This window comes from Chryseobacterium sp. CS3K3.1, assembly GCF_059515165.1.
In genome coordinates this window covers 44947-67898 of record NZ_JCAKRV010000008.1, presented here as the reverse complement: position 1 = coordinate 67898, position 22952 = coordinate 44947, and the positions used below count along the sequence as shown (strand labels likewise).

Here is a 22952-nt window from a genome sequence, read left to right as displayed (position 1 = left end):
CAAAGGTAAAATATTAATCTTTAGGCTCCTTCTTTATTTTTCAAAATATTTCTGATACCACAGCTCAAAAGTAACCAGCTGCCAGATCTTTACCCAGTCATACTCATGTCCCTGATCATTCCACCAATGATCAATCACCGCCGCATTGAAGAAGTTCCTCCTTTTTAAACTCTCAAGATTTTCAGTAATAAATTCTCTTACTCTTTTTTCGTTTTTGATGAAATGACTGACAGGAAATGAAAATCCTCTTTTGGGCATGTTTAAAATTTCCTGAGGAAGATATTTCTGTGCTGTTTTACGCAATAAAGGTTTATTCTGAGTTCCATTAAATCTGTTGTTTCCAGGAAGTGATGCTACATAGTCTATTAAACTGTTGCTTAAATAGGGATAACGAAATTCTACACTGTATTTCATCGCACTCAGATCATCCCGGAAAACATGGTGGGAGGATAGTGAATATTTCATGTCATATTCAAAATACCCCACATAGTTTTTTGCTTCTGAAAGGTGGTATTTTGAAAGATGTAAATCTATTTTACTATAAATATCCGGGTTTGTAAGGCTTTTAATTTCCAGCGGTCTCATACTGATCTGGCTCTGTCTGAAAAAATCAAACATATAATCCTGGGAAAAGTAATTTTTTACCCGTTGTGAAAATTTATCCTTCGTAAATATCAAAGGGCTTACAAAATTAAAATGTCTCATCAGAAGCCATCTGCTCAGCTTCAGTGTATGAGAATAACCGGCAAAAAGTTCATCAGCGCCATTTCCGCTTAATACGACTTTAAAATTCTGATCATGTGCATATTTTGCAGCATTGATCAAGACTTCGAAGCTGCTGTAAGGTTCTTCAAAGTGCTGGATATTTTCTTTAAGGTCTTCCAGCGCTTCTTCGTCACTCACTACTTTCACCGCATGCGAAACACCAAAATGTTTAGCTGCCAATGAGGCGTTTTTCATTTCTTCTTCAGAGAACGGATACGATATGGTGTATGTATTAACATTGGTATTAAAAGATCTTGATTTTGAAGCAATTAAAGTAGAATCAATACCTCCGCTCATCATGACTGCTACAGGAACATCTGCATATAACTGTTCAGAAATACTTTCAGAAAGCAGTTCATCTATTGTTCTTACAGCTTCTTCCTCAGAAATATTTTTTTGAGACGGCGAAGGCAGCTCCCAGAATTTTTCTTTGGTGATGTTCTGATTGTTTAAATCAACGGTCATAAAAGTAGCGGGTTCCAGAGAAAAAATATGCTGAAAACAGGTTTTCGGAGCCAATGTTGTCTGAAAAAGAAAATTGGTATACACTCCGTCCCAGTTGATTTCAGCTTTTACCAGCTCATTCTTCAGCAATGATTTTATTTCTGATGCCCAAACCAATCCCTGTTCGCTCTGATGGTAAAAAAGAGGCTTCATCCCTACTCTATCTCTTGCTAATATAAGTTTCTGACCGGAAAGATCAACAATACAGATGGCAAACATTCCATCTAATTTTGCAAACGTAGAATTTCCCCACTCCTGATAGGCTTTGAGAATGACTTCAGTATCTGAAGTACTGTGGAAAGAATACCCTAAAGATTCAAGTTCTTTCCTTAATTTTTTAAAATTATAGATCTCTCCATTAAAAGTAATAATGATCTGTTGATTTTCTGAGAGCATAGGCTGATGGCCTTTTTCGGACAGATCAATAATGGATAATCTACGAAAACCTAAAGCAATATCATAGTTCCCCTCTTTTAAAACCGGAAACTGCTCTTTGATTTTTTGGGTGGAATCATTCCCTGAAAAAGAAATTCCTTCATTGGCATTATACAGCCAGAATCCTTCATCATCAGGCCCGCGGTGTCTGATCGCCTGATTCATTTCCAGAATATTTGTAGAGGAAATACTTTTATGAAATGAATAATAACCGCTGATTCCGCACATAGTAAAGAGGTAATAGATTTGTAAAAATAGGAAAATGACTTTATTTTATGGGGGTGCCGGAAATAATTATTTCTTCAAAAATTTCTTTTTTAAAAGCTGTATTTCCCGTTTTGAAACCATATAGTCTTTCAAAATAAACGGAGTAGACCTATAAAATTTCCTGAACAACAGGAAGGCCGAAACAAAGTAAGATGATGTAGTTGCTATACAAGCTCCGATAATTCCCCATTTCGGTATTGCAATGAAAGAGAGTACCACTGTAACCACCAGCCCTACAATCGATTTGATATTGAGAATTTTTAAATCTCTCATTCCTGAAAAGTAATGTCCTACCATATCACTTACTGCAATGGCAAAAATGCCCGGTGATAAAAGGAGCATTATTTCTTTGGTATCTCTGAACTCTTTCCCGAAGATGACCTCGTAAACCTGAGAGGGTATAATAATGATTCCCAGCACAAAACCAATCATCAGAAAAAAGGTCAGCTTTAAAGATTCTTTGGTTTTCTCAATAGATTCTTCCCTGCTTTTACTATTGACAACATCCGAGTATAGAATCACTGCAATACTGCGGGTAATAGTCCATATAGCTTCTGAAAAAGTAACTCCGATAGAAAATATTCCAACACTGGCGATGCCTTCAAAATATTCTAGAAAATAAAACGAAAGCCTGTAATTCAAAAACTGAACAAAAGCACTCAGCTGGGTCTTCCAGCCGTATTCAAACATATTTCTGCCTACCTCTTTACAGAATGATATCTGGGATATATTACATTTTTTAATGATCTGGAAAAAGCTGGTAAGAAAAAGAAGTGCAAGACATATAATCTGGGCAAGAAAGTATACGGAAACATCTTTCTTTCCGAAAAGATAAACCAATATTCCAATAAATACAATATGTACAAGCTGTTGCAAAACAGTATACAAATTGAACTTTTTAATATCCTGTGTTCCAATAAACAAGCTGATATTGGTAGATAAAAGTGAAGAAAAAACAGATATTCCGATAAGGTACAGGAGATATTCACCCTGAATAGAAGCTATACTGAATAAAAAAGGGATTAAAAGACCCGTCAGGAGAGACCAAAGATAGGCATACAATAATACCTTTTCTATTTTAAACCTTGATGCAAAATACGAAGCGCTGCTTCCGGAGAAGATATTGCTGAAAAAACTTACTGCTGCTGCATTGGCCACCACGATAGAAATGGTTCCCTTTCCCTCACTTCCCCACATATTCGTTGAATAAATCACCAGCCCGAAGCTGAGGATCAGAATAAGAAAGCGTGAGACAAAGGTTTTAATAATAGTAAGCTGCATGGTGGTTATTGATCCATAGATTTTTTTACAAAATCAACGAAGTTATCTTTTATAAGTTCCCAATTATATTTTTCTTTAAATTCTTTTCGTGCATTGAGAGTATGGGATCGATACAGCTCCGGATTCCTGATATAATTGACAATAACATCCGAGATTGCTTCTGCATCATGAGGATCAACAAGGCTTCCAAACGAAAGCTCTCCCATATGCTCCCTGATCCCTTTCAAATCTGAATAAATCACAGGTTTTCCTGCTCCCATAAAGTAAAACAGTTTTATCGGCAGGGAATGATTGTTTTCAAAATTAATTTCCCGAAGATCAAAACAAAGGTCAGCCTCTGCAAACGCTCCTGTAAATGTTTCAAAACATGTGGGCTTTCTGATCTCAATATCATCAAAAGAATATGTCTTCAATAATGATGAAAAATAGAGATCATCGTTTTCCTGTACCGTTGAACCGATAATCAGAATCCTGATATGAAGTGCAGGCAATTTCCGACGAAGGCTATCTATTGCTTTAAAGAAATTTTCAATTCCCTTATCTTTGGAAATCTGACCCGTGTAACATAATGTGATGCTTCCCGGAGTGAGTTCTTTTATACTTTCATCAATATAAACAGAAGCCGGATAATAAGGCAGAATCATTTGTTTTTTAAATCCAAAAAAATAGGCCAAAGGGAATTTTTTGGTGGTTTCTCCAAAAATGAAATGAGTACTTAAAAATCCAGCATACAGCTGAATAAGAGAAAACTTTATGGCCTGAAAAATGGTAGCCGGAAATCTATACTTTTGAAGCATTGACATGGAAGGATACCATTCGGTAACGTCATAGATACAACTTATCTTATGTTCTTTTACAAACTTCTTTACTGCCACAACAGCCAATGGTTCAGAACAAATGATACATTCGGGATGAAAAGAATTGCAAACCTTACTGAAAGTTTCCATTTTTGTTTCTATACTTTCTTCCAGAATGGCAAAAGATTCTATTTCAATTCCTTCTATATAGCCTTTATAGTCTGCGTATAAACTGCATATTTTTACTTCATACCCATTATCTCTAAGAGCTTTCGCCTGATGATAAAAAATGCGGTCATCATTATAGCTGTGGGAAGTCGTTAAAAAAAGTACTTTAGGCATTAGTCACTGCTCGAATCTTTACAAATATACATTAAAACAAAAAAGTGGAAATATATTTTCCACTTTATGATTATTCTTTTGTATCAGCTTTATAGCGATTATTTTATAGAAGCCGCCCAGCTCTTTTCCAAAGGAAGAAGGAAGTGGCTTAAAAAGTCCAGATACGTATTTTTAGAGAAATCAAAGACCTGGATGTCTTTTGTAAGTTCTCCGTTTCTCAACTTTGTTTTAAAATCAATTAATTTTAAAGTTTTTACTTCACCGTTCTCCACAAAACTCGCTTTCATCCTGTCGAAAAGGCCTAGCTGATATTCTTCGTCAATTTCTCTCATTACCTTTCCTAATGCATCAATGCTGCATCCTGAAGCCATTTCTTTTTCTTCATCCACACATACGATGATAAACTGGTTCTTTTCAATTTTAAAAGAAGAAGAAAGCGGTTTTCCATGAGCGGCCCATGTTGCAAGGAAATCAAATAGTTTCTCGGTAATGGCTTTTGCTTCTTTTGTTTCGAAAGGTCTTGAAGCCGGGTATATAATGACTCTGTAGTCGTTCGTTTCTACAATATTAGATTCTTCGATTTTCATAATGTAAATATTTATTTTTCAAGATATTAAACAGTCAATCTTTATTTTACTTACCATTGAATGCTCCTATCATTGTAAAGACAAAATTACGCAATTTTCCCGAGTTTAAGATCATTGTATTTTTTACTCAATACATACAGCATCATAATGAAAACCGGAAAGATAAAAGGAAAGAAGAACCTTAAAGCTGCCGACTGCGGAAAGAAAAAGAATTTGATATAAACATTCACCAGGAAAAGAACAGAAATCATTCTCACCCATACATCTTTGGAACGCCAGAAGATCACTCCGATCATAATAGCTAATGATAAAGTGACCTTTTTGAAATAAATAATCTTAATGTAAATGATACTCAGATAGTCCATTAAGCTCACGTCTATCGGGTGTGTGGAAATAATAGGCCTTCTATCGATAAAGGTATCATAGAAGAGGTCTTTCCATCCCGGATAATGATAAAACTTAATGATGGCCAGATAAATGACCAGAAGAACTGTTCCCTGTGCAATAAAAGAAACATCAATTTTCTTTTCCTGAAAATAATGAAAGAAGAAAACAGCGACAATATAAGTAAGCGTGAATGTAATATAATCCGGTCGTATAAAGGTAATCCCAAACAAAAGTACAAACATGGCCCATTTGCTCCATTTTTTAATTAAGCCAATCATAAAGATCAGCATAAACTGGAAAATAAACATGTCCGGTGTGGAAACCCTCGACATATAGGTCATTGGCGGCAAAAGCATTGCAGCAATGGTTAATATGATAGCAAGCCAATACTTCTCCGGGAAAAGGAGCTTCAGAATATAAAACAATAATAACCCTGAAAAAAAATAAGAAATGAGACTGGTAAACAGGACTGCCATTGGCGCTGTAAACCCTAGTTTGTAAAAAAGAGTTATCACAAGAATATACCCTACTTTGATCTGAAAATAGGGTAATTGTTCTGTAAAAGATTGTGTATTTTTAACGAAATACTGCCTTGGAATATCCCATTGCTTTATTCCGATGATGTCTGTATAGTGTTCTGCGGGCGCCTCTTTTTTTATTTCCTCATACGTAAGGATCCGGACTTTATCAGGAGAATCCGGGAACTCGGAAGTGTACATACATCCCATATAGCCCGGCATATCCCAGTCATATACTCTGTTCTGATAATTCCAGAATGTAAGAAGAGCAAGTACCGAAATGATAAACAAAAAGGAGAGTCTCCATTCCCGCTTCATAAGCCTGTATAAGATTACAATTATAAGTCTTCTGCTTCAGCAAGAAGTTCTACGATATCTTTTACGGCTACCTCAGTATTTTTATTAAAATGTTTTACTCCATCCGTCATCATGGTGTTACAGAAAGGACATCCCGTTGCAATTACCTTAGGTTCAAAAGATAATGCTTCTTCCGTTCTTTCAATATTGATGTCTTTATTTCCTTTTTCAGGTTCTTTAAACATCTGTGCACCACCTGCTCCACAGCAAAGCCCGTTGGTCTTGCAGCGTTTCATTTCTACAAGCTCAGCGTCCAGTTTCTCAAGTAGCATTCTTGGCGCTTCATATTCGTCATTGGCACGTCCTAAATAACATGGATCATGGAAAGTAATTTTTTTCCCTCTGAATGCACCTCCTTCAATTTTCAGTCTTCCTTCCTCCATTAAAGTTTTAAGGAACTGAGTGTGGTGAACTACTTCAAAGTGTCCTCCCAGGCTAGGATATTCATTCTTCAGGGTATTGAAACAGTGTGGGCAAGCCGTTACGATTTTCTTTACTTCGTAAGCATTCAACACTTCAATATTGGTAAGCGCCATCATCTGGAAAACGAATTCGTTTCCGGCTCTTTTTGCAGGATCTCCGGTACAACTTTCTTCCTGACCGAGAACAGCAAATTCAACGCCTATTTTGTTTAATATCTTACAGAATGCTTTTGTAATTTTTTTGGCACGGTCATCAAAACTTCCCGCACATCCAACCCAAAATAAAACTTCAGGGGCTTTTCCTTCGGCAGCATATTCTGCCATTGTTTTTATAGTGAAATCCATTCTAAATCAAATTTATCAATATACCAATGTAACAGTTTACCAATGATTGTTACATCGTTACATTATTTACATTGTTACATTAATTTTCGTTTGCCCAGTTCAGACGGTCTGCCTGATTGTACTGCCACGGAGCAGCGTTATTTTCCACGTTCGTCATCATCAGGTTCAGTTCCTGTGGAGCAGCAGACTGTTCCATCACCAGGAATCTTCTCATTTCAAAAATAATGGAAAGCGGGTCAAGCAATACCGGACAGGCTTCTGTACATGCATTACAAGTAGTACAGGCCCAAAGTTCTTCTTTTGTAATATAATCGTTCAACAACTTTTTACCGTCATCTACGAATTTTCCGTTTTTATCGATGTTTCGTCCTACTTCTTCCAATCGGTCTCTGGTCTTCATCAGGATCAATCTCGGAGACAGTTTTTTACCGGTAATATTGGCAGGGCAAACAGAAGTACAACGTCCACATTCTGTACAGGAATAAGCATTCAGCAATTGTACCTGGTTCAGATCAAAAATATCTTCTGCCCCAAATTTGGAAGGGACGTCGGCTTCAGCTCCTTCAGCTGGTGCTGCGTAAGGATCTGCATTAGGATCCATCATTAGTTTGATCTCCTTTGTTACAGATTCAAGATTGTTGAATTTCCCTTTTTTCTCAAGATTGGCATACCATGTACTTGGAAACGCAAGAATGATATGTAAATGCTTTGAATAATAAAGATAATTCATGAAGAAAAGAATCCCTACAAAGTGGAACCACCAGGCTGCTTTCTCTGTGAACATCAAAAATCCGTTATCAAAATTGAAGACTTCCAAAAACGGAACTAATGTCATTTCACTGATCGGGAAACTTCCATGTACTGGTAAAACTCCTCTTGACTGCAAAATAAAATCTGAGGCATTCATTTTAAAGAAAGCCATCATCAGGGCAAATTCGATGATAAGAATCCAGTTGGCATCTTCTTTTGGCCATCCGAAAAGCTCCTTCATTGTTAATCTTTTAACCCCGTAAAAGTTTCTTCTGATGAAAAATATAACTACACCTATTACAACCAGAAGTGCAAGCACTTCTAATGTAGCTGTAAAGAAGCTGTAGAATCCGTGTCCCAGGACCGAAGCCAGAAAACGGTGAGTACCAAACAGTCCATCAACAATTATTTCAATGAGTTCTATATTAATGATAATAAAACCAACATAGACAAAAATGTGTAAAATTCCTGCGATAGGACGTTTTACCATCTTACTCTGTCCCATAGCCACATTAGCCATGATACTCCAGCGTTCAGATTTTCTGTCACTTCTATTGATTTCACGACCCAGCCTGATATTTCTGTAGATCTTCTGCAGGCTTTTGGCAAACAACCCGAACCCGGCTACTAATAAAATCAGGAAAATAATGTTATCGATGTACTGCATAAGGCGTATTAGTCTTTGTTATTTTTACCGAAAACCGAGAAATTGATATATCTCTTCGGATTCGCTTTCATATCTTCGATTAATGTATTCAGATTGGAAGAAGCTGAATTCAGGTTGTTGTACAGTTGATCGTCCTTCATCAGTTTACCTAAACTTCCTTCTCCTTTATCAATCCCTCCAATCACCTGATTCAATTTTCCTACTGTAGCATCTAAACTTGCAATAGTAGCATTCAACTGTTTAGTGTCGATACTTTCTGCAAGATGTCCGTATTTATCTAGTGTTACTTTTCCGCTCTGCATAGTAAGACTTGCATCATCCAGCACTTTTTGCAGTTTTGGATCATTGTGCCCTACAAGCGTATTTACACTTCCTGCTGTGGATTGTAATGCTCCTACTGTTTTGTTAAGGTTGGCTAATAAAGCTTTTATTTCAGCTCTGTTCTGAGCATCAAAAACCTGATTGGCATTCGCCATTAAAGAGTCTACTCTATGTAAAACCACCTGTAGCTGATCTTTTACCGGACCTACCTGTGAAGAAAGACTTCCCAGCGTTCCCAGCTTGAAAGCACCTTTTAAAGTGTCACCGTCTTTTGCAGTCGGCCCACCATACATAAGGTTTACTCTCATTTCTTTACCAGACATTAATCCCGGCTCAAAGATCTCCAATGATGAGTTTTTTGAAAATTCGAATTTATTGTCGACGGTAACTTTTACGACAAAATTAATTTTTCCATCTTTTGAGGTGATAGGAATAATCTTATCTACCTGTCCTACTTTCAGACCATTAATAGACACTGCCGCAGACTGCGCCAGACCTTCTACATTGTCATATTTTGCGTAAAATATATTGTCGGTAGTAAAAAGGCTTTTCCCTTTCATAAACTGAAACAACACCACAAAGCCTACGATAGCTAGAAGTGCAATCACACCAGCTTTTAATTCTTTACTGAACTTCACTTGCTAATTTTTTTCTAATAAGCAAATATAATACATTTTAAATAAATCTTTTCCCTTATTATTCTGCCATAAATACAAAAAAAGCGACAAAAAAATTTGTCGCTTTTTATATCATTGAAATGAATTTCTTATTGTTGCTGATTTCCCAGCTTGTTCCAGATCTCGATTCTGTAATCTTCGATATCTGCATTGTCCTGAAGGCTCTTCATCCAGGCCTGTCCGAACATTCCAGCATTTCTCTGCGTAAGAGATTCTGTAAACTGCTTAAGATCTCCAGGCTGTTTGTTTACAGTTTCTGATTTTTTGATCAGAACATAAACTCCTGTTCCACCTTCAACCGGGTTAGAAAGTTTACCTTTTGCAACACCGAATGCTGCACCGGCAACTTTAGGTTCCATAGCACCAGCTACTGAAGGATTCAATAGGTTCACCTGAGCAGATTGTTTCGGAGTGGCAAACAATTTAGCAATCTGATCTAAGCTGGAAGCTTTTGCTGCTGCAATTTTATCAGAGATTTGTTTGGCTGCCAATTTATTTTTAACGATAACTTCAATCTGATCTCTTACAGATTCCGGATCTGCAAGACCAGCTTCCTGTTTTCCGTTCAGATACACTACAATTTTATCACCTGTTCCGTCTACTGTAAATAATTCAGTATCTCCTTTTTCTCTTTTCTTATCAAAAGCCCAGGTAAGGATATCAGCATCTTTTTCAGTACCTAAGCCCTGAAGCTGACCTTCAAATCTTTTTGCTGCCTTCGGATTAGAGAACTGGTAGTTTCCTTTTTTAGCAATGTTCACAAAATCGTTGAAAGATTTCCCCTGAACCTGCTGTATGAATTTTCTTGAGTTTTTGTCTGTTTCAGCCTCAGTAGCATCTGAAGGTTTGATTGCTTTCACAAGGTTAGCAACTTTATACCCCATTGATCCTGATTTTTTATCTTCAATATTGATGATATGGTAACCGAATTGTGTTTCTACTACCCCTGTAGCTCCTTTAGGATTGTTTGCAAGATAAGCAAGGAATTCAGGAACGAAAGGTGTTTCCGGTGTTGTCCATCCAAGGCTACCTCCCTGAGCTGCAGAATTCGGATCACTTGAAAGTTTAAGGAATTCTGTAAATTTAGCAGGAGTAGCTTTTACAATAGCTCCGATAGAGTCTGCCAATTTCTTAGCCTGCTCTTTTGTTCTTGTTACCCCTTCACCTGCAGGGCTTCCTTTGAATGCAATAAGGATATGTCTTGATAAAGTAGAATCTGAAGGTCTTTTACCTACCAATTTAGATACTACATATACATCTTGTTCTTTATAAGGACCAAAAGTCTGACCTACAGCTGCTGTTGTGATCTGATCTTTGATTGTTGGAGGCAATTGTGCAGGATTCAGATACTGAGGATTGAATGGTGCATCAGAATTTGCTGCTACAAACATAGAATCGTTTTTAGTATTCTGAAAGTTTTCAGTTCCTCCACTAGCATCCGTACCTCCTGAATATAATTTTGTAATTTCTTTCAGAGCTGCTGCATCATCTGCCGCACTAGGTTTAGATGGGAAAAATACAATACCGAGATTTCTGCTTGGCTCAGCTTTGAACATTACAGGGTGCTTTTTGATGTAATCAGCAAGATCCTGTGTTGTCACATTGATCTTTGTTTTTTGAAGATAAGCCGCATAATCTACTTTTACAAAGTCGATATCTGCAAGCTGATCTCTCTGCTTGATCAATTCTTCAGCTTCTTTCTTACCTGTAGTAATCCCTGCTGAAATATTGGTAAACACCTGTCTCGCCATTAGTCTGTACTCGATTGTCTTTCTTGTTTTCAACCATTGAGTATATCCCTGAGGATTGGTGTTTTGTAATGTTTCAATTTCTTTTTTAAGCTCTTGAGTTTTAAAGTTACCTTTCTCATCAAAGAACTGCTGATTCTGAGCAAACATCTGATCATACTGGATTTGATTCCAGAAATAATCATCAGTCATTTCAAAGCCCAGTTTCTCAAACTGTTGTTTGATAAGTTTAGATTGTACAAGTAACTGCCAAGCCTGCTCTTCAAGACCGTTTTTCGGACGACCTTGCTGTTCAGCCTGCTGCTGCAGCACGAAAAGCTGATCATTGAACTCTTCGCGGGTGATTTTCTCACCGTTTACTTTTCCTAAAACATCAGGATTCTTACCAAAAACCTTGTCGATACTATCGGGGTTCACCAGGAACGCCAAAAGCGCTAAGGCTATTACTCCCATTAAAAGCCAAGGCTTACTCCTAATCTGTCCTAAAATTGCCATTTTATAAATTATAGTTTTTTATCAGTTTGCGAAAATACACATTTTTAAGAAATTACAGAAACAGAACTGCTTTATTTTGATTTTTAATGCAAAGATTATCTGAAAAAGGAAATTTTGACCGTATTTTTAAGTAAAAAACAAATGGCATAAGTATTGTGCATTTTTAGAATATTATAATATACCACACGTTTTCAGAGTATATTATAAAAAATCCCTTTAACGATAAAAAACGAAAATGACAATTTGTCATTCGATTAACTATGACAGAATTTGAAGATATAAGTTTAGAAGAAATGATCAGTGACGGATTTGATATCGTAACTGAAGAAATCAATCTTTCCGACTTCGCAGAGACTGATAAAAATTCCGAACAGAAAATATTCCCTATACTTCCTGTAAGAAATATGGTAATGTTCCCCAATGTGGTAATTCCTATTACAGCAGGGAGAAAGACCTCTATACAGCTTCTTGAGGAGGCACAGAAAAACGGAGATTTTATTGGAATTGTAAGCCAGAAAAATTCGGATCTGGAACAACCATCCGAAAAAGATATATATACTACCGGAACACTGGCAAAGATTATTAAAATCATTAAGCTTCCCGAAGGCAATATTACAGCTATTACCAAAGGATTCCACAGATTTAAGATTAAAAAAATCGTTGATAATCAACCTTATTTTAAAGCTGAAATATCAAAATTAAAAGATACCCAGCCTAAAGACCGGGAAGAATATGAAGCATTGCTGGAAAATATCAAGGATCTTGCCTTAAAGATTATTGAACTGGATCCTAATATTCCTAATGCCGCCAACTTTGCGATTAAAAATATTAACAATAATGATGATCTTCTGAATTTCATCTGCACCAATGCTAATTTCTCTTCGATTGCAAAACAAAAGCTGCTTGAAGAGAAAAGTCTTATGACAAGAGCCAACCAGTGCTACGAGCTGATGCATGAGGATTTCAGGAAACTGGAACTGAGAAACCAGATTCATCAGAAAACTTCAAAAGATTTAGATAAGCAACAGAGAGAATATTTTCTGAATCAACAGATCAGAACCATCCAGGAGGAACTGGGCGGCGGACCTGAAAGTGATGTTGAAGATCTTATTGCCAAGGCTAAAACAAAAAAATGGAGCCAGGAAGTAGAAGACCACTTCCAAAAGGAAATCAGCAGACTTCAACGTCAGAATCCCAACTCTCCGGACTATAATGTTCAGAGAAACTATCTGGATTTCTTTACAGATCTTCCATGGGAAACCTATACAAAAGATATTTTTGATATTGCAAAAGCTGAAAAAGTACTTGACAAAGCGCACTTCGGACTGGAAGATATCAAGAAAAGAATCCTGGAGCACATGGCCGTTTTAAAATTAAAAAACAACATGAAATCTCCTATCCTGCTATTGGTAGGGCCTCCGGGTGTGGGTAAAACTTCTTTAGGAAAATCTATTGCTGATGCTTTAGGGAGAAAATATGTAAGATTGTCATTGGGAGGACTTCATGACGAGAGTGAAATCCGTGGACATAGAAAAACGTATATCGGTGCTATGGCGGGAAGAATTTTACAGTCTATCAAAAAATCAGGCACTTCAAATCCTGTAATTGTTCTTGATGAGATTGATAAAATCGGACAGGGTCTTCATGGAGACCCAAGCTCTGCACTCCTAGAAGTTCTTGATCCGGAGCAAAATAAATCTTTCTATGACAATTTCCTGGAGATGGGTTATGACCTTTCAAAAGTGATGTTCATTGCAACTGCCAACTCACTTTCAACGATACAGACTCCTCTTTTAGACAGAACGGAGATCATTCAGATTGCCGGCTATACTTTGGAAGAAAAGATTGAGATTGCCAAAAGACATTTGATCAGGAAACAACAGGAGGAAAATGGTCTGGATGCAAAATCATTCAAACTTGGAAATGCAGAACTTAAACATATTATAGAAGCTCACACTTCAGAAAGCGGAGTGAGAACCCTGGAAAAAAGAATTGCAGCCATTGGAAGATGGGTAGCACTACAGACTGCTTTGTTAAAGGAATATGATCCAAAAATCTCAGTAGAAAAAGTAGATGAAATTCTTGGGGTTCCAAGACCGAAAAGTTTATCTGAGATCACTGGAGTTCCCGGTGTTGTAACAGGTCTTGCCTGGACAAGTGTAGGAGGCGACATCCTTTATATTGAAAGTATTCTAAGCAATGGCAAAGGAGCGTTAACGATGACCGGAAACCTGGGAACGGTAATGAAAGAATCTGCTACTATTGCCCTTGAATATATTAAAGCGAAGCATGATGAGCTGGGCATTCCTCAGGAAGATATTGAAAAGAAAAACATCCACGTACACGTTCCTGAAGGCGCAACGCCAAAAGACGGACCGTCTGCCGGTATTGCGATGCTAACTTCAATGGTTTCCTCATTTAAAAACAAGAAAGTAAAACCTCACCTTGCCATGACAGGAGAAATTACTTTAAGAGGGAAAGTATTACCTGTAGGAGGAATCAAAGAAAAGCTTCTTGCCGCAACAAGGGCTGGGGTAAAAGATGTTATTCTTTGTGAGGCCAACAGAAAAGATGTGGAGGAAATCAAAAAAGATTACCTGAAAAATCTGAGAGTACACTACGTCAACAGAATGGAAGAAGTCATCGACATCGCCATTGAAGAATAAAACAACTTATAACATATTAACTTCTCAATAAAGAAACACGTTCTGATATTCAGGGCGTGTTTCTGTTTTAGGTAAAAAAATCACAATCAACCTGACTGGGTGGAATAAAATTTGATACAATCCAAGAGAATCCAGAAGGTTTGAATAAAAAATTTTTCAATTTGGAAGGGTTTTCTTATTTTTATTCCACACCGCATATTTTAGATTATGAATTTTCTTAGACTTCCTTTCCTTGTCAAGCTTACCCTCGTGGTGGTTTCCATCATTGGACTTGGCTATCTTCTGGCATTGGGACAGAGCATTTTAGCTCCGTTTTTCCTGGCATTCCTCATGGCCATGCTGTTTTTACCGGCTGCCGGTTTTATGGAAAAAAAGTTGAGATTTCCGAGATCTATGTCTACCATGACTTCAGTATTTATTATGCTGATGATTTTAGGCGGTATTATTTATTTCTTTACCAATCAGCTGTCTGACTTCAGTAAGGACCTTCCACACCTTAAGGAACAGTTTACCACTGTTTTTAACAGCCTTCAGCATTGGGTTTCCAAAACATTTAATGTGAAAGTGGATGAACAGGTGGATTATATTAACCAGGGATTAACTAAACTACTGTCTTCTTCGGGAGTCATTTTAGGATTTACATTCGGAATTTTTTCAACAGGCTTCGGCTTCATTATATTTTTCACCCTGTTTTTTATCTTTATTTTAAATTACAGAAGACTTTTAAATAATTTTATCGTTACTGTTTTCAACGAAAGACATAAAGCGAGTGTACAGGAAGCTGTGAACGAGATCCGGATTATGACTAAGAAATACATCTTCGGACTCTTTCTTCAGGTGATTATCGTTTCAGTTTTAACGTCCACTCTTCTTACCATTCTGGGAGTGAAATATGCTATTCTTTTAGGAGTTTTGACCGGGCTATTAAACGTCATTCCCTATCTGGGAATCTTTATTTCTCTGTTAATTTCCTGCTTTATAGCATTCGCCACTTCAACTCCATCCACATGTATTTATGTTGCTTTGGGCTATATTGCCATTCACGCTGTAGATGGAAATATTGTCCTGCCGTTTGTAGTAGGCTCTAAAGTGAAGATCAACGCTTTATTTTCTTTTATTGGAATCCTTTTAGGAGAACATCTTTGGGGAATTGCGGGAATGTTCCTGTGTATTCCGGCAATTGCGATTATCAAAATCATCTGTGAAAGAGTGGATGATCTTAAACCCTGGGGAAGGCTGCTCGGAGAAGAACCTAAGCCCCATAAGAAGAAAAAAAGCTACAAAATTTCCAAGAATATTACTTTGAAGGAAATGGACTAAATAGGAATAATGAGTAATGGGCAATAAGTATTATATTAATTGACATACTCCTTGCTTTAAATAAAAAGACTGCCTTTTTAGAGACAGTCTTTTTTTATTGTATTATGGAAGAGGACACAACGGACTCGTTCCATTTGGGCAGGTTTCTGTACAGAGAATATAGGACGGATTATCCGGACAGTATCCATAAGTCGGGCCTTAGTATTTTCTTTTATTAAATATGGATTTCACATTTTATGTTAAATTAAATACAAAATATCCTATTTTTATTTTACATTTGATATAAAATCATCAATCATGAAAGTAATAAAATTCATCTTATGTCTGCTTTTCGGGCTTATGTTTATTAATGCCGGATTAAACAAGTTTTTCAATTATATGCCCATGGAGAAACCCACTCCTGAGCAAATGAAACTTTTCTCTGCTTTCGGAGAAATCAGCTGGCTGATGCCTTTAGTCGGGATTGTAGAAGTCATTGGCGGATTGCTATTTATTTTCCCAAAAACAAGAGCGCTGGGAGCTATTGTTATTTTACCTGTCATGGTAGGAATTGTTACCCATGTTTTCACATTGGACAAATCTCCAATGGGAATGGGCATTGCAGGAGTTATGCTTCTGATCAACCTATGGATGATTATTGACAACAAGGAAAAATATAAACACTTAGTTTCATAAGATTGCAGGTAATAGCTTGCAGGCTGCAGTACCAGTAAACTTCCGTTGAAGCCTATTCTTTCATTTCACCGTCTGTAACCTATTATCTGCTACCCGCTACCTATACAAAAGCACTAAAACCTGTAATCGATCGTCCTACGATGAGCGAGTTGATTTCTTTTGTTCCTTCGTAAGAATAGATTGCTTCTGCATCGGCAACAAATCTGGCCACATCATACTCGAGCAGAATTCCGTTCCCTCCCATTACTTCTCTTGCTCTGGAAACAATATCTCTTGTTCGGAGGGTACAGAAAACTTTGGCTAAAGAAGCATGTTCGTCTTTCAAAATTCCTTCATCCTGCATTTCAGACAGTCTGAAAACCATCGTCTGCATGGCGGTAAGATTAGACAACATTTCCACCAGATGTCCCTGAATCATTTGGAATGAGGCTATAGGTCTTCCAAACTGTTCTCTTTTTCGGGTATAATCCAAAGCACTTTCGTAAGCTCCGCGTGCACAGCCTGTAGCCATCCATGCTACTCCTGCCCTTGTCATTCTCAGTACTTTGCCGGTATCTTTAAAGGAATTGGCATTCTGCAAACGGTTTTCTTCAGTTACGAGACAGTCTTTTAAAGTTATCAATCCGTTCTGGACAATTCTCAACGCCATTTTTCCTTTGATCTTTTCTACGGAATATCCCGGATTATCTTTTTCAACAATAAAACCTTTCACTTCTCCGCTATCCAGATCTCTTGCCCAGATAATGATGATATCTGCAAAAGTAGCATTCCCGATCCATTTTTTCTGCCCATTCAGAATCCAGCCTTCCGGTGTTTTTTTACAGGTTACCGTAAGTCCGCCTGCTGCTCCGGATCCAACTTCAGGCTCAGTAAGCCCGAAAGCCCCTATTTTTTCAAATTTCTGCATCTGAGGAAGCCATTTTTGCTTCTGCTCTTCAGATCCGCAAATATAGATAGAGCCCATTGCCAGCCCCGATTGTACGCCGAAAAATGTGGCGATAGAAGCATCCACCCTTGCCATTTCCATGGCAATAACCCCTTCCATCAGAAAAGGCATTCCCGGACAGCCATAGCCTTCATAAGTAACACCGCAGATATCCAGTTTTTGGAATTTGGGAATCAGTTCAAAGGGAAATTCATCTCTTAGCCAGTAGTGATTGACCAGAGGTTTAACTTCTTTTTCCATGAATGCTCTTACTTTCAGCTGAATTTCACGCTGTTCGGGAGTAAGAGTATGGTAGATATCATAAAAATCTCCGTCAATGGGAGGAAGTTCTTTCTTTTTCTTTTCGGGATCGAGCATTTTCATAAGTCCTGAAAGCTGTTTATCATCCAGTTTTGAGAAATTATGCATCAGTTTTGGCAAATCCACTTTTTGAGAAATGGCGCTCAGCTGATCAAAATCTATAGATGTGAATAATCCTATTGCGTTTCTGATTTTGGAAAAAGTATTTGACATAGTGATAGATTGTAGTTTTGGTTTGTAAAAGATAAGCAAAAACTGCTCCGAAAGCAATGATTAAGACTCCAGGCTATTTTACAAAACACTAAATTTCAACTCATTATAAGTAAAAATTTTATTTACAAGCTTTTTACTTTTGATTTTCAAGTGTTACAAAAGATCCTGACTGAACTTTGACTCAAGCAAAACAACAAAAATCAACGTTATGAAAACTACTTACATTACATTATCTCTATCTGCTGCTCTTTTATTAGGAATTTATTCATGTAAAAAAGGAGAAGTTTCCTCTAAAGATCTTGAAGCCTATGCTACTACCGATTCAGCAGCTGCTGTGGTTTCGGACAGTATTTCATCTGTTGCAGAAATGAAAGTAAAAGACAAGCAGTTTATCAAGACTGCGGATGTGAATATGGAAGTAAAAGATGTGTATAATGCAACGATTGCTATTGAAAAATCTGTACAGGAGCTTGGAGGATTTGTTACCAATAGTAATCTTCAAAGTAACGTTGTTTCTGAAAACACCTACAACACATCCAATGAAGAGGCGATGCTGGTAAAAAAATACCAGACAGAGAACAGAATGCAGGTACGTATTCCCACGGAAAAACTGGGAGAGCTTTTAACGGCAATCAATACCAATAAATTATTTCTTAATTCAAGATCTATCAATGCAGAAGATGTAACAGCCAACATCAAGTATTCTGAACTGGAAGGGAAAAGAAATCAAAAAACTTCAGAAAACATCAGTAAGCTCAAAACCAATAAAGATAAAGTAACGCTGGATGACGAGAATATGTCTGAAGGAAATCTTCAAAAGCTTTCCAGCATGAACATGACGGATGATCTGAAATTCAGCACGATTGACATTTACATCAAAGAGCCTCAGTTGCGTATTGCAGAAATTGCTGTTACCAACACCACAAGCATTGATAATAAGTACAAATACAATTTCATCTATGACGCAAAAGATGGATTTGTATACGGATTCTATCTGATTCAGAAGATTATTGTGGGGCTTATCAATGTATGGCCTCTCGTATTAATTGCTGCTGCAATCCTCTATTTTTTAAGAAAAAGAAAAATTTCAAAACCTGAGTATTCAAAAAATCAGGAATAAAAAAACTATCCTAACCAATTGGTTATCATCATAATTTTAGATTTTACAGCCTCCTGTTTTCAGGAGGTTTTTATTTTTTTTTTAAAAAAACTGTAACGATTGTAATGCCTGCTTTACCTACTGTTTAAAAGAACAGAAAATCAAAAAAATTAATAGAATGAAAAATTTAATAAAACTTGGATTTGCAGCATTATTGTCATTGAATTTCATAACATCCAATGCACAAAATAAAAGCAGCAACAAAGAAAACAGCCTGCTTTGGGAGGTTTCCGGAAACGGTCTTTCAAAGCCTTCTTATATTACCGGGACTTTTCATATCTTATGCAGTAAAGATTTTGAGATCAAACCTAAAGTGCTGAAAGCTCTTGAGAGTTCTGAAAACCTTGTTATGGAAATCAATTATACAGATCCCGCTGAAATGATGTCATTACAGAAAATGTTTAAAGCCGATAAAAAAATATCGGATCAGCTTTCACCTGAAGAAGCTAAAGAGCTGAATACTGTTCTTGCCAATTATGGAACTGATCTGAAAAGTATTGATTCTTCAAGCCCGCAGGCGCTTTATGCATTACTTTCCACCAAAGCTATTCCATGTCCTCAGACTGAAGTAAAACTTTACGAGATGGAACTTCTTCAGAAAGCAATGAAAGATAAAAAAAGTATCAAAGGGCTGGAAAAAGTGGAAGACCAGATGAAATCCATCAATGAAGCGTATAATCTGAAGAGCATTATTGCTCAACTGAAAATGGACAAGGAATATCAAATATTGTTCAGACAGATGATTGAGGCTTTTAAAAATGAAAATGTACAATCTTTATACAGTCTTTTTAAGGATGAAAGATTTATGAATGCTCAGCAGGAAAAGGCCATGCTGACCAACAGAAATCAGAACTGGGTAAAAGTAATGCCGGACATGATGAAAAAAGAAAGTTCTTTCTTTGCTGTCGGAGGATCTCATCTTATGGGTGAAAACGGAATTATTCCCCTTCTACAGGCAAAAGGCTACACGGTAAAACCTGTATCAAGCTTATAATTATAACCAAACCATGAAAGCATTGTGAGCAATCCAACTGAAACTGCTTTTTTAAAGCTTGTCAACCAGCACAAAGGTATCTTATACAAAGCCTCACGGATCTATGCAGATTCTGTAGAGGACCGGGAAGACCTTCAGCAGGAAATCCTTATCCAGCTTTGGAAGTCCTATCAGAACTTCAAAGGGAACAGTGAGTTTTCTACCTGGATGTACCGGGTTGCCATCAATACTGCAATTACCTATTTAAAAAAAGAAAAACAGAGATCCAATAACCATACGGATGCTCCACATCATTTTGAAGTTCAGCAGGAAGATTATAATCCCACCAAAGACAGGCAGCTGGAAATTTTCTACAGTGCCGTTCAGGAACTGAATCCTCTGGAAAAGGCCGTCATATTTTATTTTATGGAAGGGATGTCCCATAAAGAAATCGGAAACAATTTAGGTCTCAGTGAAGGTAATGCCCGCGTAAAACTCAACAGAACAAAAGAAAAAATACAGCAAATCATAAAAAAATCAGGTTATGAATTTTGATCAATTAAAAGAACAGTGGAATAAAGAAGACAGCGATGTCCATATTCCTGATACCATAAAGCAATTAAAGGAAAGCAAACACCCTATAGAAAAAATCCAGAAAAACATGAAAAGAGAATTCCCTATGCAGATTCTTGCGATCATTCTTATAGCTCTTTTTCCCCTTCAGTTTCAGTTTCCTTCTTCACAGTATATTATTTATTATGTGTCTTATACCGTGATGGTTGTCATATCATCCTACTATCTGTTAGGATTTTATAAATTCTACAAACAGACGGAACTTTATACAGGAAACACCAAAAACAGTCTTTGGAAAATATATCATGAACTTCGGCTGAATATGGAACGATATCAGTCTTTCGGATTTTTATTACTTCCTCATTTTCTGGTAACAGCGGGATTGGTGATTTACAATGCGATGGAAAAACAAGGAAAATCTCTGGCAGAACTTACAACTTCTCATCAGCAGGGATTAATTATTGCAGTGCTCATCGGAACTTTAGCCATCATAACAAGTATCGTTGTGTGGACAAAATATATCTACGGAAGAAGTGCCAAAGAACTTGAAAATATTCTGAACGAAATGGATGAATAGCATTGAAAACTCTTATCACAAAACACATTTTACAAAACCTCAGGCCTGTTCTGAGGTTTTGTTTTTTAAAAAATCGTTATTTATCTTCTTCAAATTTATCTGAGGTTTTATTTTTCCGTAAATTTGCAGATCAGAAATAAATCATTATGGATGATTAACCATTTTCATCCGATACATGATCTTCTGAATGATAAAAATTCTGTAATATGCTATCAAAAATAAATCCAACACAAACCAACAGCTGGAAAGCACTTGACGAACACTTCGGTGGAAATGACTTTGATCTTAGAACTCTCTTCCAATATAACCCGAACCGTTTTAACGAGTTTTCCCTGCAAAAGGACAACTATCTTTTTGATTATTCTAAAAACCTGATTGATTCAAGAACCAAGGGTCTTTTATTACAATTGGCAGAAGAAAGCCAGTTAAAAGATGCTATTTCCAGAATGTTCTCCGGAGATAAAATCAATGAAACTGAAGGAAGAGCTGTTCTTCACACCGCATTAAGAGATTTTTCAGACCGTGAAATTCTGGTGGATGGAGAAAATATCAAACCACAGATCAAAAGAGTTCTTGAGCATATGAAATCTTTTTCTGAGAAAATTATTTCAGGAGAACATAAAGGTTTTAGTGGAAAAGAGATCACAGATGTAGTCAACATCGGGATTGGAGGATCGGATTTGGGTCCTGTAATGGTTTGTTCGGCTTTAAAGCATTTTAAAACAAGATTAAACGCTCACTTTGTTTCCAACGTGGACGGAAATCATATCGCAGAAGTAGTAAAAGATTTAAATCCTGAAACTACTTTATTCATTATTGCTTCCAAGACTTTTACAACTCAGGAAACAATGACGAATGCCAATTCAGCTAAAGACTGGTTCCTGAAAGCGGGAAAACAGGAAGATGTCGCGAAGCATTTTGTGGCTTTATCTACTAATATTGAGGAAGTTAAAAAGTTCGGAATCGCAGAAGAAAATATTTTTGAGTTCTGGGACTGGGTAGGCGGAAGATATTCTCTTTGGAGCGCTATCGGATTAAGTATTGTACTTTCTGTAGGATATGAAAACTTCGAGCAGCTTTTAAGAGGTGCTTTTGATACGGACCAGCACTTCCAGACTGCCGAATTCTCTGAAAATGTTCCTGTTTTAATGGGACTTCTGGGAATCTGGTACCGTAATTTCTATGCAGCAACTACTTATGCCATCTTACCTTATTCTCAATATCTGGACAGATTCGCTGCGTATCTTCAGCAGGGAGATATGGAAAGTAACGGAAAGTGTGTAGACAGAAACGGTGAATTCGTAGAATATGAAACGGGGCCTATTATTTGGGGAGAACCGGGAACAAACGGCCAACACGCATTTTATCAGTTAATCCACCAGGGAACTGAATTGATTCCGGCAGATTTTATTGCCTATGCAAAAAGCCCGAACCACGTTTCTGATCATCAGGATAAATTATTAGCTAACTTTTTCGCTCAGACTGAAGCACTTGCCTTCGGAAAACTGGAAGAAGAAGTGGAAGAAGAGCTTAGAAATTCCGGAAAATCTGATGAAGAAATAGACAGGCTGATCAATTTCAAAGTCTTCCATGGAAACACTCCAACTAACTCCATATTATTCAAGGAATTAACTCCTTTTTCATTAGGTCAGTTGATCGCCCTTTATGAACACAAAATTTTCGTTCAGGGAGTAATCTGGAATATTTTCAGTTTTGACCAGTTTGGAGTGGAATTAGGAAAAGTATTAGCCAATAAAATCCTTCCTGAGCTTGAAAACAATGAAGCAATAAGCTCTCATGACAGCTCAACCAATGGATTGATCAATTACTATAAAGAAAATAAATAGTAAGTAAAAAGAAAGTAAAAGTAAATCTATAAAGTAAA

General features: G+C 37.0%; 18 protein-coding genes. 8 read left to right on the top strand and 10 right to left on the bottom strand.

All coding sequences use genetic code 11. The features are described from left to right. Window positions 1–33: 33 nt before the first annotated feature. The 9 genes from asnB to AC5YGI_RS09410 all read right to left on the bottom strand — a co-directional run bounded on the left by asnB (window position 34) and on the right by AC5YGI_RS09410 (window position 11665). Window positions 34–1932 carry an asparagine synthase (glutamine-hydrolyzing) gene (asnB, locus tag AC5YGI_RS09450; protein WP_330744309.1) on the bottom strand — a complete coding sequence of 633 codons (1899 nt, stop codon included), beginning with the start codon at window positions 1930–1932 and terminating at the stop codon, window positions 34–36. 66 nt (window positions 1933–1998) lie between these two features. Further along, a complete protein-coding gene (locus AC5YGI_RS09445; RefSeq protein ID WP_330744311.1) occupies window positions 1999–3252 on the bottom strand; it encodes a lipopolysaccharide biosynthesis protein in 1254 nt (417 codons plus the stop codon). A gap of 5 nt (window positions 3253–3257) precedes the next feature. Continuing rightward, window positions 3258–4391 carry a glycosyltransferase gene (locus AC5YGI_RS09440; protein WP_496168074.1) on the bottom strand — a complete coding sequence of 378 codons (1134 nt, stop codon included), beginning with the start codon at window positions 4389–4391 and terminating at the stop codon, window positions 3258–3260. Between the two features lie 98 nt (window positions 4392–4489). Next, window positions 4490–4978, bottom strand: coding sequence for a hypothetical protein (locus AC5YGI_RS09435; RefSeq protein ID WP_330744314.1), 489 nt, complete (start codon window positions 4976–4978; stop codon window positions 4490–4492). An 86-nt stretch (window positions 4979–5064) separates the two neighbouring features. Further along, on the bottom strand, window positions 5065–6201 hold the full coding sequence (locus AC5YGI_RS09430; protein ID WP_330744316.1) for a hypothetical protein: 1137 nt from the start codon (window positions 6199–6201) through the stop codon (window positions 5065–5067). 20 nt (window positions 6202–6221) lie between these two features. Next, window positions 6222–7007, bottom strand: a complete 786-nt coding sequence (locus tag AC5YGI_RS09425) for a (Fe-S)-binding protein (RefSeq protein WP_076595410.1) — start codon at window positions 7005–7007, stop codon at window positions 6222–6224. 79 nt (window positions 7008–7086) lie between these two features. Further along, complete coding sequence (locus AC5YGI_RS09420; protein ID WP_110009918.1) at window positions 7087–8424, bottom strand: 4Fe-4S dicluster domain-containing protein; 1338 nt, start codon at window positions 8422–8424, stop codon at window positions 7087–7089. 8 nt (window positions 8425–8432) lie between these two features. Next, window positions 8433–9383 carry an MlaD family protein gene (locus tag AC5YGI_RS09415; protein ID WP_062676024.1) on the bottom strand — a complete coding sequence of 317 codons (951 nt, stop codon included), beginning with the start codon at window positions 9381–9383 and terminating at the stop codon, window positions 8433–8435. A gap of 128 nt (window positions 9384–9511) precedes the next feature. Next, window positions 9512–11665 (bottom strand): SurA N-terminal domain-containing protein, encoded by a 2154-nt coding sequence (locus AC5YGI_RS09410; protein WP_330744321.1) that lies wholly within the window; start codon window positions 11663–11665, stop codon window positions 9512–9514. A 260-nt stretch (window positions 11666–11925) separates the two neighbouring features. Here AC5YGI_RS09410 and lon point away from each other — a divergent pair, with 260 nt between their 5' ends. From lon to AC5YGI_RS09395, 3 genes are all read left to right on the top strand, one after another. Next, on the top strand, window positions 11926–14331 hold the full coding sequence (lon, locus tag AC5YGI_RS09405) for an endopeptidase La (protein WP_446107282.1): 2406 nt from the start codon (window positions 11926–11928) through the stop codon (window positions 14329–14331). Window positions 14332–14538: 207 nt separating this feature from the next. Continuing rightward, on the top strand, window positions 14539–15651 hold the full coding sequence (locus tag AC5YGI_RS09400) for an AI-2E family transporter (protein ID WP_330744325.1): 1113 nt from the start codon (window positions 14539–14541) through the stop codon (window positions 15649–15651). Window positions 15652–15948: 297 nt separating this feature from the next. After that, window positions 15949–16326 (top strand): DoxX family protein, encoded by a 378-nt coding sequence (locus tag AC5YGI_RS09395; protein WP_330744327.1) that lies wholly within the window; start codon window positions 15949–15951, stop codon window positions 16324–16326. A 100-nt stretch (window positions 16327–16426) separates the two neighbouring features. Here the strand turns inward: AC5YGI_RS09395 and AC5YGI_RS09390 are convergent, their stop codons facing one another. Then, window positions 16427–17785 (bottom strand): acyl-CoA dehydrogenase family protein, encoded by a 1359-nt coding sequence (locus tag AC5YGI_RS09390; RefSeq protein WP_330744329.1) that lies wholly within the window; start codon window positions 17783–17785, stop codon window positions 16427–16429. Window positions 17786–17993: 208 nt separating this feature from the next. Here AC5YGI_RS09390 and AC5YGI_RS09385 point away from each other — a divergent pair, with 208 nt between their 5' ends. The 5 genes from AC5YGI_RS09385 (at window position 17994) to pgi (ending at window position 22914) form a co-directional block, all read left to right on the top strand. Continuing rightward, window positions 17994–18905, top strand: a complete 912-nt coding sequence (locus AC5YGI_RS09385) for a DUF4349 domain-containing protein (protein WP_496168073.1) — start codon at window positions 17994–17996, stop codon at window positions 18903–18905. A gap of 157 nt (window positions 18906–19062) precedes the next feature. Next, complete coding sequence (locus tag AC5YGI_RS09380) at window positions 19063–19938, top strand: TraB/GumN family protein (protein WP_496168072.1); 876 nt, start codon at window positions 19063–19065, stop codon at window positions 19936–19938. 24 nt (window positions 19939–19962) lie between these two features. After that, window positions 19963–20472 carry an RNA polymerase sigma factor gene (locus AC5YGI_RS09375; RefSeq protein WP_202840023.1) on the top strand — a complete coding sequence of 170 codons (510 nt, stop codon included), beginning with the start codon at window positions 19963–19965 and terminating at the stop codon, window positions 20470–20472. Next, window positions 20462–21067: a hypothetical protein gene (locus AC5YGI_RS09370; RefSeq protein WP_202840025.1), complete on the top strand. Its 606-nt coding sequence runs from the start codon at window positions 20462–20464 to the stop codon at window positions 21065–21067. The genes AC5YGI_RS09375 and AC5YGI_RS09370 overlap by 11 nt, the downstream gene beginning before the upstream one ends. Before the next feature lie 206 nt (window positions 21068–21273). Next, entirely contained in the window at window positions 21274–22914 is a 1641-nt protein-coding gene (gene pgi, locus AC5YGI_RS09365) for a glucose-6-phosphate isomerase (protein WP_496168070.1), read from the top strand. The last annotated feature ends 38 nt before the right edge of the window (window positions 22915–22952 follow it).

Excerpts from the sequence above, each read along its gene's own strand:
- asnB (WP_330744309.1), bottom strand. The coding sequence starts at position 1,932 with ATGTGCGGAATCAGCGGTTATTATTCATTTCATAAAAGTATTTCCTCT.
- AC5YGI_RS09445 (WP_330744311.1), bottom strand. The coding sequence starts at position 3,252 with ATGCAGCTTACTATTATTAAAACCTTTGTCTCACGCTTTCTTATTCTG.
- AC5YGI_RS09440 (WP_496168074.1), bottom strand. The coding sequence starts at position 4,391 with ATGCCTAAAGTACTTTTTTTAACGACTTCCCACAGCTATAATGATGAC.
- AC5YGI_RS09435 (WP_330744314.1), bottom strand. The coding sequence starts at position 4,978 with ATGAAAATCGAAGAATCTAATATTGTAGAAACGAACGACTACAGAGTC.
- AC5YGI_RS09430 (WP_330744316.1), bottom strand. The coding sequence starts at position 6,201 with ATGAAGCGGGAATGGAGACTCTCCTTTTTGTTTATCATTTCGGTACTT.
- AC5YGI_RS09425 (WP_076595410.1), bottom strand. The coding sequence starts at position 7,007 with ATGGATTTCACTATAAAAACAATGGCAGAATATGCTGCCGAAGGAAAA.
- AC5YGI_RS09420 (WP_110009918.1), bottom strand. The coding sequence starts at position 8,424 with ATGCAGTACATCGATAACATTATTTTCCTGATTTTATTAGTAGCCGGG.
- AC5YGI_RS09410 (WP_330744321.1), bottom strand. The coding sequence starts at position 11,665 with ATGGCAATTTTAGGACAGATTAGGAGTAAGCCTTGGCTTTTAATGGGA.
- lon (WP_446107282.1), top strand. The coding sequence starts at position 11,926 with ATGACAGAATTTGAAGATATAAGTTTAGAAGAAATGATCAGTGACGGA.
- AC5YGI_RS09400 (WP_330744325.1), top strand. The coding sequence starts at position 14,539 with ATGAATTTTCTTAGACTTCCTTTCCTTGTCAAGCTTACCCTCGTGGTG.
- AC5YGI_RS09395 (WP_330744327.1), top strand. The coding sequence starts at position 15,949 with ATGAAAGTAATAAAATTCATCTTATGTCTGCTTTTCGGGCTTATGTTT.
- AC5YGI_RS09390 (WP_330744329.1), bottom strand. The coding sequence starts at position 17,785 with ATGTCAAATACTTTTTCCAAAATCAGAAACGCAATAGGATTATTCACA.
- AC5YGI_RS09385 (WP_496168073.1), top strand. The coding sequence starts at position 17,994 with ATGAAAACTACTTACATTACATTATCTCTATCTGCTGCTCTTTTATTA.
- AC5YGI_RS09380 (WP_496168072.1), top strand. The coding sequence starts at position 19,063 with ATGAAAAATTTAATAAAACTTGGATTTGCAGCATTATTGTCATTGAAT.
- AC5YGI_RS09370 (WP_202840025.1), top strand. The coding sequence starts at position 20,462 with ATGAATTTTGATCAATTAAAAGAACAGTGGAATAAAGAAGACAGCGAT.
- pgi (WP_496168070.1), top strand. The coding sequence starts at position 21,274 with ATGCTATCAAAAATAAATCCAACACAAACCAACAGCTGGAAAGCACTT.